The sequence below is a fragment of the Nocardiopsis sinuspersici genome (genome assembly GCF_001998325.1).
In the GTDB taxonomy this organism is placed as follows: domain Bacteria; phylum Actinomycetota; class Actinomycetes; order Streptosporangiales; family Streptosporangiaceae; genus Nocardiopsis; species Nocardiopsis sinuspersici.
In genome coordinates this window covers 3,753,390-3,768,187 of the sequence record NZ_MCOK01000001.1, presented here as the reverse complement: position 1 = coordinate 3,768,187, position 14,798 = coordinate 3,753,390, and the positions used below count along the sequence as shown (strand labels likewise).

Annotated in this window: 11 protein-coding genes; 7 read left to right on the top strand and 4 right to left on the bottom strand. The window is 71.9% G+C overall.

Going from position 1 to position 14,798, the window contains the following annotated elements; genetic code table 11:
* The first annotated feature begins 63 nt into the window (after positions 1-63).
* Both NOSIN_RS16300 and NOSIN_RS16295 read left to right on the top strand, forming a co-directional pair.
* Positions 64-1,383, top strand: a complete 1,320-nt coding sequence (locus NOSIN_RS16300; protein WP_077691565.1) for an MFS transporter — start codon at positions 64-66, stop codon at positions 1,381-1,383.
* Positions 1,380-1,901 carry a hypothetical protein gene (locus tag NOSIN_RS16295; protein WP_077691564.1) on the top strand — a complete coding sequence of 174 codons (522 nt, stop codon included), beginning with the start codon at positions 1,380-1,382 and terminating at the stop codon, positions 1,899-1,901. Before NOSIN_RS16300 ends, NOSIN_RS16295 begins: the two co-directional genes overlap by 4 nt.
* A 391-nt stretch (positions 1,902-2,292) precedes the next feature.
* Here NOSIN_RS16295 and NOSIN_RS16290 read toward each other — a convergent pair whose 3' ends face one another.
* The 4 genes from NOSIN_RS16290 to NOSIN_RS16275 all read right to left on the bottom strand — a co-directional run bounded on the left by NOSIN_RS16290 (position 2,293) and on the right by NOSIN_RS16275 (position 7,634).
* Entirely contained in the window at positions 2,293-3,258 is a 966-nt protein-coding gene (locus NOSIN_RS16290) for an arsenic resistance protein (protein ID WP_077691563.1), read from the bottom strand.
* A gap of 334 nt (positions 3,259-3,592) precedes the next feature.
* Complete coding sequence (locus NOSIN_RS16285; protein ID WP_077691562.1) at positions 3,593-4,762, bottom strand: glycoside hydrolase family 1 protein; 1,170 nt, start codon at positions 4,760-4,762, stop codon at positions 3,593-3,595.
* Positions 4,763-4,774: 12 nt separating this feature from the next.
* Entirely contained in the window at positions 4,775-7,000 is a 2,226-nt protein-coding gene (locus NOSIN_RS16280; RefSeq protein ID WP_077691561.1) for a glycoside hydrolase family 3 C-terminal domain-containing protein, read from the bottom strand.
* Positions 7,001-7,010: 10 nt separating this feature from the next.
* Positions 7,011-7,634 carry a TetR/AcrR family transcriptional regulator gene (locus NOSIN_RS16275; protein WP_236743383.1) on the bottom strand — a complete coding sequence of 208 codons (624 nt, stop codon included), beginning with the start codon at positions 7,632-7,634 and terminating at the stop codon, positions 7,011-7,013.
* A 228-nt stretch (positions 7,635-7,862) separates the two neighbouring features.
* On the opposite strand from NOSIN_RS16275, the gene NOSIN_RS16270 reads away from it, so the two are divergent.
* From NOSIN_RS16270 to NOSIN_RS16250, 5 genes are all read left to right on the top strand, one after another.
* Positions 7,863-9,389 (top strand): ABC transporter substrate-binding protein, encoded by a 1,527-nt coding sequence (locus NOSIN_RS16270; protein WP_077691560.1) that lies wholly within the window; start codon positions 7,863-7,865, stop codon positions 9,387-9,389.
* Positions 9,390-9,445: 56 nt separating this feature from the next.
* Positions 9,446-10,387 (top strand): ABC transporter permease, encoded by a 942-nt coding sequence (locus NOSIN_RS16265; protein ID WP_077691559.1) that lies wholly within the window; start codon positions 9,446-9,448, stop codon positions 10,385-10,387.
* A complete protein-coding gene (locus tag NOSIN_RS16260; protein ID WP_077691558.1) occupies positions 10,384-12,147 on the top strand; it encodes a dipeptide/oligopeptide/nickel ABC transporter permease/ATP-binding protein in 1,764 nt (587 codons plus the stop codon). The genes NOSIN_RS16265 and NOSIN_RS16260 overlap by 4 nt, the downstream gene beginning before the upstream one ends.
* A gap of 71 nt (positions 12,148-12,218) precedes the next feature.
* Entirely contained in the window at positions 12,219-13,061 is an 843-nt protein-coding gene (locus NOSIN_RS16255) for an ATP-binding cassette domain-containing protein (protein ID WP_077691557.1), read from the top strand.
* On the top strand, positions 13,045-14,691 hold the full coding sequence (locus NOSIN_RS16250; protein ID WP_143832944.1) for a family 20 glycosylhydrolase: 1,647 nt from the start codon (positions 13,045-13,047) through the stop codon (positions 14,689-14,691). The genes NOSIN_RS16255 and NOSIN_RS16250 overlap by 17 nt, the downstream gene beginning before the upstream one ends.
* The last annotated feature ends 107 nt before the right edge of the window (positions 14,692-14,798 follow it).

The window sequence follows — 14,798 nt, the reverse complement described above, 5'->3', positions numbered from 1 at the left end:
TCTTGCGCATGTTGGCTTTCAGGTCACTGTCGGGGACACGGATCCGCGAAGGACGCTGGGGTCATGGCCGAGGACACCGCTTCCGCACGGAAGCCCGCACACATCCCGTTCCACCGCGCGTGGCTGGTCGCCCTGGTCGCGTGCCTGACCATCGTGGCCGCGGCGGCCTTCGCCGCGATGCCCGGTCTGCTGACCGAACCCCTGCACACCGAGTACGCGTGGTCCCGCGGGTCGATCGGCGCGGCGGCCTCGGTCAACATGGTCGTCTACGGACTGATCGCCCCGTTCGCCGCCGCGCTGATGGACCGGTTCGGTATCCGCCGCGTCGCCCTGGTGGCACTGGCGACCATCGTCGCGGGCGCGGGGCTGACCACCGTCATGACCGCCGCCTGGCAGCTGACCCTGTACTGGGGGCTGCTCATCGGCGCGGGCACCGGGTCGCTGGCGATGACGTTCGCCGCCACCGTCACCGACAACTGGTTCGTCGAACGGCGCGGGCTGGTCATCGGGACCCTGACCGGGGCCAGCGCCTTCGGGCAGCTGGTGTTCCTGCCCGCGCTGGCGTGGATCGTCGACCACCAGGGATGGCGGCCGGCCATCGCGACCCTGGCGCTGACCGCGGGCGTGATGACCGTCCTCACCGCCCTCGTGCTGCGGGACCACCCGGCCGACCTGGGCCGGCGGCCCTACGGGGCGACGGCCTTCGTGGAGAAGCCCGAGGCGGACCAGGGCGCGGCGCGCCGGACCCTGAGGGTCCTGTACTCATCGGTCACCAGCCGCGGGTTCTGGCTCCTGGGCGGGACGTTCGCGGTGTGCGGGGCGACCACCAACGGCATCCTGTGGACCCACTTCGTGCCCGCCGCACAGGACCAGGGGATGGCCGTCACCGTCGCCGCCGCGCTGGTGTCGACGGTCGGTGTGTTCTCCCTCGTGGGAACGGTCCTGTCGGGATGGCTCACCGACCGGGTGGACCCGCGTGCGCTCCTGGTCGTCTACTACGCGGGCCGGGGCGTCCTCCTGGCCCTGCTGCCCGCGCTGCTGGGCCCCGAGGCGGGGGCGGCGATGACGGCCTTCGTCGTGGTGTTCGGCCTGCTCGACGTCGCGACGGTGCCGCCGACCATCATGCTGTGCCACCGGGCCTTCGGCGCGGACGGCGCCATCGTCTTCGGGTGGGTCAACGCCGTCCACCAGGTCGGCGCGGGGACCATGGCGGTCTTCGGCGGCCTCACCCGTGACTTGACCGGCGGCTACGGGCCGGTGTGGCTGCTGGCGGCCGCCCTGTGCGGTGTGGCCGCGTTGCTCGCCCTCCGGATCGGCCGCGGCGGTGGGAACGGCGCGGAGGAGTCCGAGGAGGACCGTGAGGACGAGGGGGCGCGGGTATGAGCACCAGGAGGACGGGCGGCACCGGCACCACCGGTACCGACTCTGATACCGGTATCGACGCCGGCCGCGCCGACGGACACGGCACGCGGGGACGCCGCCGGCGTCCGTCCCCGCAGTTCTCCGTCGTCATCGTGGTCCTCGCCGCACTGGTGGCCTACGTGGGTCTCGCCGGGCTGGAGCAGGGGCTGCGTGCGGCGCGCGGCGAGGGCGTTCCGGGAGTGTTCACCGTGGGAGGCATCACGTGCGTCCAGCACCCGGGGCACGAGTCGTGCACCTGCAACGGGTCCTTCGCCGATGCCGGGGGAGGGGAGCCGCGAGCGGTGTACCTGCACGCGGCCGGGCGTGACACCTGCCAGGAGGGCGCGCGGATCCCGGCCGTGGACGCCGGGGCGTCCAACCGCGTCTACGGGCCGGACGGCTCCCGGGAGTGGATCCTGTCGTCGTTCGTCCTCGCGGCGTGCCTGGCCGTCGTCGGCGGCGTCGCGGTGAACTGGGTGCGCTACCTGCGGAGAACGTGAGGGGCCCGGCCTGCGCTGATCTTGTACTTGTAGCGGAGTTGGTCGCCCGACCCCGCTACAAGTACGAGATCGCGGCGAACGGGGACGCCGCCACCGCACGGAGGGTCCTGACCCGAACCGGGCACCTCCTGGCGGGCGCTCCAAATGTGCGAGGGTCCCTTTCCCTTGATCGGGAACACGGGTGTTCCGGCAACGGCCGTCGGCGGTGCCGTGGCGGCGTTCACGGGGATGGTGAACGGAGCCGAAAGGTCCTGGCGCCGGCCCTGTGGCCGAGCCGTCCCACCGGAGCGTGCCGCCCCACCCCGACGACGGGGTCGCGGAGCCCGCGGCCGAGTCGGAGACCATGGTGGGACCGGGTGCGATGAGCCGTCCACCGCACGCGGAACGCGGGTCAGGGCGGGGAGGAGTCCTTCGGGCGCACCCGCACCAGTTGGCTGAGCAGTGCCAGCACCGGGAGCTCCAGCAGTGGACCGGCCACCAGGGCCACCGCGATGAGCGGCCGGCCCGGAAAGGCCGCCACGGCGATCGCCAGGGCGATCGGCGAGTTGCGCGCCACCGTCGTCATCGTCAGGGTGGCCCGCTGGTCGGCGGGCAGCCGAAGCAGCCCGGCGACGAGCAGCGCCACCAGCGGCGCGACCGTGAAGAACACCGCCAGGGGCGGCAGCAGCGCCACCAGGTCGCCCAGGTGGGCGAGTACCGTGCGCGCCTGCCAGGCGAACATGGCCAGCACCGCCGCGTACAGCAGCGGCAGCACCGCGGCGGAGGCCAGCGGGACCAGGACCGCGTCGCGCCAGGCATCGCCCCTCCACCGGCGGGCCGCCTCACGGAGGAACACCGCCAGCACCAGTGGCACTACCAGGACCAGCAGCACCGCCTCCACCAGGGTTCCGGTGCCCACCATCGCCGCCTCGCCGCCGAGCAGCAGCACGTACACCGGCAACAGCAGCAACTGGAGCACCAGGTTCACCGGCAGTACCGCGGCCGCCACACCCATGTGTCCCCGCGCCAGGCCGGTGAACACCAGGTACCAGTCCGTACACGGTGTGACCAGCAGCAACAGCAGGCCGATCCGCAGGTCGGGGGAGCCGCCCAGGAGCCCGGCGCCCAGGGCCCAGGCCAGCAGCGGGGTGAACACGAAGTTGAGCACGAGGCTTGCGGCGACCACCGTGCGAGCGGACCGGGCCCGGCGCACCTGGCCCGCGTCGACCTGCGCGAACACCGCCGTCAGCATCAGCACCAGGGCGGGGAGCACGAGGCGGCCCGCCGCCTCGCCGACCGGCCACAGCAGGCCGAGGCCCAGTCCGGCGAGGGCGGCCAGCGCCACGAACACGCTCTGGAACTTCTCCGACGTGGACACGGGCGGCTTCCTGGATCACGGCGTGGTGGGACGGTACGGCACCTCCACGCTAGCGCGGTGGCCGCCGGGTCCGGTCGACCCTCCCGACAGCCATGATCTTGCTCCCAGTGGCACTGTCGGCGGTCGAGAGTGCCACCAAGAGCAAGATCATCGGGAGAAGGCCTCCGGGCAGGCCTCCAACAGCGATGGACCCGCTCCCGGTGGCGGCTGCCACGGGCAGCACGGTGCGGTCGAGGGGTGGGGTCCCCCCGCTTTTCCAGTCAACCGCGAAGCGGGGAGGGGCGCCAGAGCCGGTTCGTCCCTGTGGACGGTCCCCTCCGGCGCCCGGACGCGGTCACTCCGGGAGACGGCCGCTTCGCGCGAGGTCCCCGTACCAGCGAGCGCTCGGCTTCACCGTGCGCGCGAAGGTCCCACGGTCCACCGCCGCCAGTCCGAACGTGGGAGCCCACGATCCCCACTCGTAGTTGTCCAGCAGCGACCAGTGCAGGTACCCGCGCACGTCCGCCCCGTCGGCGACGGCGCGTCCGAGTCCGGCCAGGGCCTCCCTGGTGTAGGCGATCCGTTCGCCGTCATCGGCGGTCGCGATGCCGTTCTCCGTCACCAGCACCGGAACGCCGCCCGTCCGCTCGGACGTGTGCCTGACCGCCCCCTCCAGCGCCTCCGGGTAGAACTCCCATCCGGTGATGGTGCGGCGCGCGTCCGGAGCGGGGGCCACCGGCCCGTCCGGGCCGATCACCACACGCGTGTAGGCCTGTACCCCCACGAAGTCGTCGTCCTTCGCGATGTCCAGGAACTGGTCCTCACGTGTGTACGCCCACTCCTGGGCCAGCGCTTCGGCGCCCTCCACCGCCTGGAAGTTCTGGTTCGCGACGGTCCACCCGCTCCGTGTTCCCGTCAGGCCGGACAGCTCCTCGCGGGCGGCCCGGTGTGCGGCCGTGAGTGCCTCGGCGACCTCCTGGTCCGGGGGCGGCATCGCACCGGCCACATTCTCCTTGCGCTCACCCCCGCGGCGCATGCCCGTGATCATCGCGAGCATGTTGGGCTCATTGATCGTGCACACCCAGGGCACGCCGTCCAAGATCGTCCGTACCTGCCGCACGTACCGGCGGAACGGGTCGATCCCGTCCGGTCCGGTCCACCCGCCCCCGGCGCTGAACCACCTCGGGCACGTGAAGTGGTGCAGGGTGACCACGGGCGTCAACCCGCGTTCGGCGCATCCCTCGATCATCCGCCGGTAGTGCGCCAGCTCCGCCAGGGAGAACCGTCCCTGCTCCGGTTCGATCCGCGCCCACTCCACGCTGAACCGGTACGCGTTCAGCCCCAGTTCGCGGACGACGTCCATGTCCTCGCGCCAGCGGTGGTAGCTGTCGCAGGCGTCACCGCTGCGCTCGGGCAGGATCGACCCGGGCGCGTTCTCCAGCGCCCAGACGTCACTGCCGGTGTTGTTGCCCTCGACCTGGTGCGCGGCGGTGGCCGCACCCCACAGGAAACCCTCGGCCAGCATCGAAAACCCTCCTCAACCCGTGATCTCACCGCGGGCGATCGCGGCCTGCCGCCGGGCCTCCACGTCCTCGACCAAGAGGTCGACCATCTCGGCTGTCACGCCCAGACCGAACGTGCGCAGGGTGGCCAGCGGCATGGAGTCGGCCATGCGCAGCAGGTCCTCGGGTACCTCGGAGAGTCCCGGCATGCCCGTCCGCAGCTCGGCCATGACCGGCCCGCCGACCGGGTGCGTGCGCCACTCGCCCACGGTGGAATCCGCGGTCAGCGGCGGGACGAACCGGTCGCCTGGGGCGCTCACCTCCGCGGTGAGCCGGATGTCGCGGGAGGAGGCGCCCACGGCCACGGTGTAGGTCCCCCCGGCCAGCGACCACCGCTGGTGTTCGGGGTCCCACGTGGACAGGTCGCGCCCGGTCAGCGCGAGTTCGACCCGCTCGGAGCGCCCCGGCTCCAGGAACACCTTCGCGAAACCGCGCAGCTCGCGGCGCGGCCGGGTCGGGTACTCCTGTTCCACGCCCGCGTACAGCTGGACGACCTCGGCGGCGGCCCGCTCCCCGGTGTTGGCGACGGTGAGGGCCACACGCCAGGAGTCCTCCCCGTCGGCGGTCACCTCCAGGTCCGAGTAGGCGAACTCCGTGTAGGTGAGCCCGTGCCCGAACGGGTAGGCGACCGGCCGCTCCAGGGTGTCGAAGTACCGGTAGCCGACGAACACGCCCTCGCCGTACACCGATCTTCCGTGCTCACCGGGGAAGGCCAGGTAGGAGGCGTGGTCGCTCAGCCGCAGCGGGACGGTCTCGGTGAGCCTGCCGGACGGGGACACGGCTCCGGTGAGGACGTCGGCGACGGCGGCGCCGCCGGCCTGCCCGAGCAGCCACCCCTCCAGGACGGCGTCGGCGTGGTGCTCCCAGTCGGACACCGACACCACGCCCCCGTTGGACAGCACGACCACCACGCGCTCGCTGACCTCGCGGATCCGGGCCAGCAGGGCGGTCTGGTCGGCGGGCAGGTCCAGGGTGGTGCGGTCGTAGCCCTCGGACTCGGCGGCCTCGGGCAGGCCCAGGAAGACCACGGCGGTGTCGGCGGCGGACGCCGTGGACACCGCCTCCTCCACCAGTGCCGGATCGGCCGTGCCGTCGAGCCGGAAACCGGGCGCGAAAGCCACCCCGCCGGGAACGGCCCCGGTGAGCGACTCCAACGCGCTGTGCACCCGGGTCGGTACCACGTGGGAGGAACCGCCGCCCTGGTAGCGGGGGGTACGGGCGAACTCGCCGATGACCGCGACCGGCCGGGCCGGGTCCAGGGGAAGCGCGCCGCCGTCGTTCCTCAACAGGACGAGCGCCTCGCGGGCGGCCTCCCGGGCCAGCGCGTCGTGCGCGTCGTGCTCCGGGGACCGGGAGGTGTCGGCGGACACCCTCTCCTGGAGCCGCCCCAGCCGTTCCATGACCGTGTCCAGCACGGACTCCTCCAACTCGCCCCGCTCGACGGCGTCGACGACCTCCTGGTCGGTGCCGCTGGGCGGCATCTCCAGGTCCAGCCCGGCGCGTACCGCGGCGACGCGGTCCACCACGGCGCCCCAGTCGGAGACCACGACCCCGTCGAACCCCCACTCGCCGCGCAGCAGCTCGGTGAGCAGCCACGGGTCCTGGCTGGTGTGCACGCCGTTGACCCGGTTGTAGGAGCACATCACCATCGACGGCCTCGTGGTGGTGATGACCTCCTCGAACGCCCTGAGGTAGATCTCGCGCAGGGTGCGGTCGTCCACGTCGGCGCTGACCCGCATCCGGTCGGTCTCCTGGTTGTTGGCGGCGAAGTGCTTGACGCACGCGCCGACCCCCCGGGACTGGATTCCCTCCACCAGCGCGGCGGCGATCCGCGCGGTGACGTGCGGGTCCTCGGAGACGTACTCGAAGTTGCGCCCGCACAGCGGTGACCGCTTGATGTTCATGCCCGGGCCCAGGAGCACGTCCACGCCCATGGCGCCGGCCTCGGTGCCCAGCGCCTCGCCGACCCGGCGTACGAGGGCGGGGTTCCAGGTGGCGCCCAGGCCGACGGCGGGCGGGAAGCAGGTGGCGGGCAGGCTGTCGCCGATGCCCAGGTGGTCGCCCTCCTCGGGCTGTTTGCGCAGGCCGTGGGGGCCGTCGGCCAGGTGTAGCGAGCGCAGTCCGGAGCCGACGGCGGTGGTGTGCCAGGTGTCGGATCCGGAGGTGGCGGAGGCTTTGGCGGCCAGGTCGGGGGTGCTCATGTGCGGCCTTTCAGGATTGGTCGGTCGGTCCGGGGCACTCCGGTCCGGTCAGTCCGAGGATGCGGGTGAAGGACACGACCGCCGCGCGCATGTCGACGGAGTCGGGGTCCAGGAGCCACTGGGTCTGCAGTCCGTCCATCAGCGCCAGGAGCTGCTGGGCGGCCACGGCGGGGGAGGGGCCGGGGCGGTCGGCGAGCAGTACGGCGAACGCCTCGGTGAGCCGTTCGCGCAGGATGCGGTAACGGCCCTGGAAATACGCGTGGGCGGGGTGCTCGGGGTCGGTGGCCTCGACGGAGAGCTTGGCGTAGAGCGCGACCAGGCCGGGGGTGCCGGTGTTGCGTTCGGTGATCGTGACGAGGTTGTCGACCAGTTTCCGGGGGTCCACGTCCGGGCCCAGCACCAGCGGGGCGTTGACCTCGTCCCGCCTGCTCAGGACGCGTAGGAGCATCGCCTCCTTGTTCGGGAAGTGGTGGAGCACCCCGGCGTGGGTGAGACCCGCGTGGGCCGCGATGTCACGCAGGGAGACAGCGAGGTAGCCGGACTTGGCGAAGAGTTCGCTCGCGGAGTCGATGATGCGCCTCCGGGTGCGTTCTCCCTTGGTCATGCGCGGCTGGGCGCGCCCTGGCTCGGTCACGGGGGTGGTCTCCTTGCGGGGGTTGTGCGTCGCGCACGGGCTTGTCGTCCTGAGGCCGTCGGACGATACGAGCGTAGGGCTCCGGTGGTCCTCCACTCGGTCTTCCGGCTCCTGACCTGTTGGTGTACGGTGACCGACACAAAACCTACCACGTGGTTAGATTGTGATCCCCGACTCATCCAACATCCCGGAGCGGTCTCCGCCCGGGCCTCCCCCACGGAGTGAGCCATGCAGCGGAAAAGCCGTGTCAACGCAGGATTCGCCGCCGCCGGAGCGGTCGCGCTCATGCTGACCGGATGCGCCGGATCCGGGGACGACCCCGACTCCTCGACCCTGGCCATCGCGACCATGACCCTGCCCCAGAGCCTGGATCCGGCCGAGGCGATGGGCTCGGCCCTGCCCCATTTCCAGGCGGTCTACGACACGCTCGTCAAGCGTGAGCCCGACGGCACCTACGCGCCGATGCTCGCCACCGAATGGTCCTACGACGACACCCTCACCGAGCTCGGCCTCACCCTGCGCGACGACGTCTCCTTCGACGACGGCACCCCCTTCGACGGGGAGGCGGTCAAGGCCAACCTGGAGCGCTTCCGCGACGCGGGCGGCGGTCAGGCCCAGACCATGGCGGGCCTGGAGAAGGTCGAGGTCGTGGACGACACCCACGTCGTCCTGTACCTGGACCAGCCCAACCCGGCGATGCTCTACTACCTCAGTGACGCGGCCGGGCTCATGGCCAACCCCGCGTCCTTCGGCGGCGACGGCCTCTCCACCGACCCCGACGGCACGGGCCCCTACGAACTCGACACCGACCGCACCGCCGTCGGCACCACCTGGGTCTACACCCGGACCGACGACTACTGGGGCGAGGAGTTGCCCTACGACGAGGTCAGCATCAGTGTCTTCGACAACGAGACCGCCATCGTCAACGGCCTGCGCACCGGCCAGGTCAACGCCGCGCTGATCCAGACCGTCGACCAGCAGAAGGTGGTCGAGTCCGAGCCGGGTGTGGTCACCACACCGCAGTACATCGACTACCAGGGCATCATCCTGTTCGACCGCGACGGAGCCATGGTGCCCGCACTCGGTGAGACCAAGGTGCGCCAGGCGATCAACCACGCCATCGACCGCCAGACCATGCTCGAACAGCTCCGGGGCGGCCAGGGAGAGGTCACCGACCAGATCTTCGGCACCGAGTCGGCGGCCTACGACCCCGAACTGGACTCCCACTACGAGTACGACCCCGACCGCGCCCGCGAACTCCTCGCCGACGCCGGCTACCCCGATGGCTTCGAGATGACCCTGCCCCGCATGCAGGCGATCTCCTCCGACGCCATGGCGACCAGCATCAGGAGCGACCTGGAGGCCGTCGGTATCGACCTGACCTGGGACACCCTCGACCAGGCCAACGCGCTGTCCAGCGTCTTCACCGACCGCGCCTACCCCGGCATGGTCATGAACAACGCCCAGCCCGCCGAGACGTGGGTGACCGTCGTCGAACTCGTCCTGCCGGGGACGTTCAACCTCCTCGGCAGCACCGACGACACCGTCGAGGAGACCGTGGCCAAGATCCGCACCGCACCCGCGGGCGAGAACGCAGAGGCCGCACAGAGGCTCAACCGGCACCTGGTCGAGGAGGCCTGGTTCGTGCCCTTCTACCGCATGAGGTACCTGCACGTCTCCGACGGCACCGTGGACGTCCAGCCCCAGTCGGGCATGGCCGTCCCCTCCCTGTACAACTACGCCCCCGCCGAGTGACCCGCCGCTCCGGCGGACACGGGTCCGCCGGGGCGGCGGGGCGCCATGGAGCCGCCATGACCTCCTTCATCCTCAGACGGGCAGCCTCGGGGCTGCTGCTCCTCCTCGTCATCTCCGCCCTGTCCTACGTCCTGCTGTCGGTTCCCAACGCCGACGTGGGACGCCAGTTGCTCGGTCCCCACGCCTCCCAGGAACTGGTGGACGCGCGCAACAGCGACCTCGGCCTGGACCAGCCGGTGGCCGTGCGCTATCTCGACTGGCTGTCCTCCGCGCTGCGGGGCGACCTCGGCACGTCCTGGTTCACCAACGCGGACGTCGCACAGGCGATCGCCAACCGGCTACCGGTCACGCTCAGCCTGATGGTCGGTGTCACGGTCGTCACCGCCGCAGCCTCCTTCGTCCTGGGGGTGTGGGCCGGTGTGCGGCGCGGTGCCGCCGACCGCGCCGTGCAGGTCCTGGGCGTGGTCGGCTACGCCCTGCCCGGCTTCCTGGTCACACTGGTGATCGTGCTGGTCTTCGCGGTCCAGTTGCGCTGGTTCCCGGCCATCGGCTACGTACCGCTGTCCGAGTCGTTCGGCGGTTGGCTGTCCACGGTCACCCTGCCGATCCTGTCCCTGTCGGTCGCCGCGGTCGCCGGGGTGTCCCAGCAGGTGCGCAGCTCGGTCATCGAGGTGATGGGACGCGACTACGTGCGCACCCTGCGGGCCAGGGGCCTGTCCACGTCGCGTGTGGTGTTTCGGCACGTGCTGCGCAACGCCGCCACCCCCGCGCTCACCGTGCTCGGCATGCAGTTCGTCGGCCTGCTCGGCGGAGCCGTCCTGGTGGAGCAGATCTTCGGCCTGCCCGGCATCGGGGCGATGACCGTCCAGTACACGACCCGAGGCGACGTCCCGGTGATCATGGGCCTGGTGATGATGACGGTGGTCGTGGTCATCGTGATCAACCTGCTCGTGGACATCCTCGTCGGCTGGCTCAACCCGAGAGCGAGGACCTCATGAGCGCATCCGTCACCGCGGCGACCGCTCCGCGAAGGCCGGGCACGGCGCGCCGCTTCCTCACCAACCCGCAGGCCGTGCTGTCCCTCCTGGTGCTGCTGGTGATCACGGGACTCGTAGTGTTCGCACCCCTGGCCACCCAGCACAGTTCCACCGCCTCGGAGCTGAGCGACGCCTTCGGTCCGCCCGGGGGCGGCCACCTGCTCGGCTTCGACTCCGCCGGCCGCGACGTGTGGGCACGGCTGCTGTACGGGGGGCGCAACACCCTGGGCGGGGCGGTGCTCGCGGTCGCCGTCGCCCTGGTGGTCGGCGTTCCCGCCGGCCTGGCCGCCGGATACCACGGCGGCTGGTTCGACTCCCTGGCCAGTTGGTGGGTCAATCTGGTCATGGCGCTGCCCGCCATGGTCGTCCTGCTGGCCTCCCGTGCGGTCCTGGGCCCCAGCGTGTGGGTGCTGATGGTGGTGCTGGGAGTGCTCGTGGCGCCGAGTTTCTTCCGTCTGGTCAGGGGAGCCGTCGCCGGAATGCGCGGCGAACCGTACGTGGACGCCGCACGCGTCTTCGGACTGCGCGACTCGCGGATCATCGCCCGCCACGTCCTGGTGGTGGTGCGCGCCCCGGTCATCATCCAGGTCGCCCTGGTCGCGGGTATGGCCATCGGTTTGCAAGCCGGGCTGGAGTTCCTCGGCATCGGCAGCGGCTCCCTGCCCACGTGGGGCGCCATGCTCAACGAGGCGTTCACCAACGTCCACCGCGCGCCCCTGCTCATGCTGTGGCCGGGGCTGGCGCTGGGAGCGACCAGCGCCGCGCTGGTCCTGCTGGCCAGTGCGCTGCGCGACGTGCTGGAGGACCGCGGGACCGGACCCGTGGCCGGTCGGCGCGCCCGCCGCTCGGCGGCCGAGTCGACCGCCGCGCGGGAAGACGTGGGAGAGCGCGCCGGCCTCCTGTCGGTCCGCGACCTGACGGTCGCCTACACACTGGCCGACGGCACGTCCAGGGAGGTCGTGAGCGGTGTGGACCTGGACGTGCACCGGGGCGAGGTCCTGGGGCTGGTCGGGCAGTCCGGTTCCGGCAAGACCCAGACCGCGTTCTCCGTGCTCGGACTGCTTCCCCCGGGGGGCCGGGTCTCGCGCGGCAGCGTGCTCCTGAACGGAACCGAGGCCGTCGGAGCGTCGGAGCGGCACATGCGGGGACTACGCGGCGACACGGTCGCCTACGTCCCGCAGGAGCCCATGAGCAATCTGGACCCCGCCTTCACCGTCGGCGACCACCTGACCGAACCCCTGCGGACCAAGCTCGGGCTGTCCCGCGCCCAGGCCCGAGAACGGGCCCTGGAACTGCTCCGGCAGGTGGAGATCCCCGACCCCGCACGCGTCATGGCGAGCCACCCACACCAGATTTCCGGGGGGATGGCCCAGCGGGTGCTCATCGCGGGCGCGGTCTCCTGCGATCCCGACCTGCTCATCGCCGACGAGCCCACCACAGCGCTGGACGTCACCGTGCAGGCCGAGGTCCTGGCGCTGCTGCGCAGGCTCCAGGCCCAGCGGGGCATGGGTGTGCTGCTCGTGACCCACAACCTGGGTGTGGTCGCCGACCTGTGCGACCGGGTGGCGGTCATGCGGGAGGGCGTGATCGTGGAGGTCGGCGCCACCGCCGACCTCCTCACGGATCCCCGCGATCCCTACACGCGCGAGCTCCTCGACGCGGTACTCGACGACGCCCCGGCCCGTGCGCCGTGGCGGCCCCGGGAGGTGGGCGCACTATGACCGGTACGAGCCACGGTGGACGGCTCCGTGCGGCGCTTCCGCCGGACGGGACCGGGACGACGGAGGCACACGTGACGGAACGGGACGCGCTTCTCGACGTCAGGGACCTGCGGGTGTCCTTCCCCGGGCGGGGTTGGAGGGCGCCCCGCGTGGAGGTCCTCGACGGGGTCTCGCTGCGGATCAGGCCGGGTGAGACCCTGGGGTTGGTGGGCGAGTCCGGCTCGGGCAAGTCCACCATCGGCCGCGCGGTCCTCGGGCTCGTTCCGGTGGCCGGGGGCACGATCACCTTCGACGGCGAACGCGTGGACGGCGCGTCCAGGCGCAGGAGGCGCGCGCTGAGCAGGGACGTCCAGGTGGTGTTCCAGGACCCCTACACCTCGCTCAACCCGTCCCTGCTCATCGGCGACACCCTCGCCGAGCCGCTCCTGGCCCAGGGAGTGCCCGCCCGTGAGGCCCGGGGAACGGTCGCCGACCTGCTCGACCGGGTGGCGCTGCCCCGCGACGCCGTGCACCGGCTGCCCCGCGAGTTCTCCGGCGGGCAGCGCCAGCGCGTGGCGATCGCCCGGGCGCTGGCGATCTCGCCCCGGCTGATCGTGTGCGACGAGCCCGTCTCGGCCTTGGACCTGACCACCCAGCGCACCGTCATGGACCTGCTGCTGGACATTCAGGAGAGAACCGGAGTGGCCTACCTGTTCGTGTCACACGACCTGTCGGTGGTGCGTGTGATGAGCCACCGGGTGGCGGTGATCCGTCACGGCACGATCGTGGAGACCGGTGACGCCGACACGGTCACCCGCGAGCCCGAACACCCCTACACCCGGCGGTTGCTGCTGTCGGCCCCGGTCGCGGACCCGGACCGACAGCGCGAGCGCCGAACCGAGTACGAGAGGCGGTTCCATGCCGACGCGTCCTGAAACCCCGTCCACCGACGAAGGCACCGGGGGCGGGTCCGCCCCGGTGGACGGGCTCGTCCCGACTCCGGTGGTCCATCCCGGCGGACCGCCGGTGCGGGTGGGCCGAGAAGGACGGCTGACCCTGGCCGGGGCCGAACCGGCGGCGCACGACTGGTTCGCCTGGGCGGCGTGGACCCTGCACGGCCTGAGGGTGGAGCCGGGCCGAGCCGGAGCCGATGTCAGCGTCCGTGTGGACGGCGATCGGTGGAGAACGGGCGGAGACGGCTCCTCGGAGAAGACGGGAGTGGATCCTGTGACGGGAGTGGATCCCCGTCCCGTCCCGGGAACGGACGAACGCCACCGGATCGGGATCGAGGAGGGACGTGTCGCGGTCAGCGGTGCGAGTGGCGAGGGGGCCTTTCGCGCGCTGACCAGCCTGGTCCAGCTCCTGAGCATGGACGCGCAAGGTGACGTGTGGGCCCCCTCCGGGACCCTGGAGGACGGCCCGCGGTACGCCTGGCGCGGCCTGTCCCTGGACGTGGTCCGCCACTTCCTCACCGCGGCCGAGGTCACCAGGGTCATCGACCTCCTGGCCCTGCACAAGTTCAACGTCCTACACCTGCACCTCACCGACGGTGAGGGATGGCGGCTGGAGTCGCGGCGCTGGCCGCGGCTCACCCGCCCGACCCCGGACGGCGAGCGGGAGTACTACACCCAGGAGGAGTTCGTCGACCTGGTGGAGTACGCGGCCCTGCGACACGTCACCGTCGTCCCCGAGGTCGACCTGCCCGGCCACACCGGCGCCGCCTTCGACGCCTACCCCGAACTCCACGGACACGTGCGGCCCCCGCACCCCCGGGTGCGGTTCCTACATCCTGAGGTGGAGGTGGCGCGCACCTTCGCGCGGGACGTCATCGATGAGTTCGCCGAACTCACCCCGGGACCGTTCCTGCACCTGGGTGGTGACGAGCCCTTCGGGATGGGCCACGGCGACTACGTCGAGTTCGTCCGCCACGCCCACCGGTACGTGCGGGAGGCGGGCAAGCGGGTGGTCGGCTGGCAGGAGACCGCCCGCGCCGGGGTGCTGACCGGCGAGGACGTCCTCCAGTACTGGATCGGTGCCCCCGACGAGTTCGACCCCGAGGCCGTCAAGGCGACGGTGCCGGAGGAGTTCCACACCCTGGTGGACCAGGCCGCGGAGACCTTCCGGATCTCACCCGGCGACGTCCCCGGGGCGGCGGAGTCGGGGGTGCCGGTACTGCTCTCCCCGAACTCGCTGGTCTACCTGGACCGCCCCTACGCCGACGCCGCCGATCCAGGCCAGGAGGCCGACCGCGTGAGGCTCGGGCTGCCCTCCTACGAGCCGGTGACGGTCGCCGGGGCCTTCGACTGGGAGCCCGGGCAGACCGCTCGGTCACTGGCCCCGGGCGTCACCGTCGCCGGGGTGGAGGCGGCGGTGTGGGGCGAGACCCTGACCGGGTTCGACGACCTCGCGTTCCTGCTGCTGCCACGCCTGGCGGGGGTGGCCGAGAAGGCGTGGACCCAGGCTTCCACCACATGGGAGGAGCATTCCGCGCGCTTGGCCGGATACGGTCGGTTCTGGTCCGCACTGGGGTTCGGGGCGCGCTTTCGCCCGGCGGAAGCGGGGTAGGCACGGAGGGGCCGATGCCGCACGGCAGGGGCACGGGACGGTTGGTGGGCAGCACGGTGCGGTCGAGGGCGGGGCCCACTTTCCAGTCAAGCGCGCAACGGAGCGGG

Excerpts from the sequence above, each read along its gene's own strand:
- NOSIN_RS16300 (WP_077691565.1), top strand. The coding sequence starts at position 64 with ATGGCCGAGGACACCGCTTCCGCACGGAAGCCCGCACACATCCCGTTC.
- NOSIN_RS16295 (WP_077691564.1), top strand. The coding sequence starts at position 1,380 with ATGAGCACCAGGAGGACGGGCGGCACCGGCACCACCGGTACCGACTCT.
- NOSIN_RS16285 (WP_077691562.1), bottom strand. The coding sequence starts at position 4,762 with ATGCTGGCCGAGGGTTTCCTGTGGGGTGCGGCCACCGCCGCGCACCAG.
- NOSIN_RS16280 (WP_077691561.1), bottom strand. The coding sequence starts at position 7,000 with ATGAGCACCCCCGACCTGGCCGCCAAAGCCTCCGCCACCTCCGGATCC.
- NOSIN_RS16270 (WP_077691560.1), top strand. The coding sequence starts at position 7,863 with ATGCAGCGGAAAAGCCGTGTCAACGCAGGATTCGCCGCCGCCGGAGCG.
- NOSIN_RS16265 (WP_077691559.1), top strand. The coding sequence starts at position 9,446 with ATGACCTCCTTCATCCTCAGACGGGCAGCCTCGGGGCTGCTGCTCCTC.
- NOSIN_RS16260 (WP_077691558.1), top strand. The coding sequence starts at position 10,384 with ATGAGCGCATCCGTCACCGCGGCGACCGCTCCGCGAAGGCCGGGCACG.
- NOSIN_RS16250 (WP_143832944.1), top strand. The coding sequence starts at position 13,045 with ATGCCGACGCGTCCTGAAACCCCGTCCACCGACGAAGGCACCGGGGGC.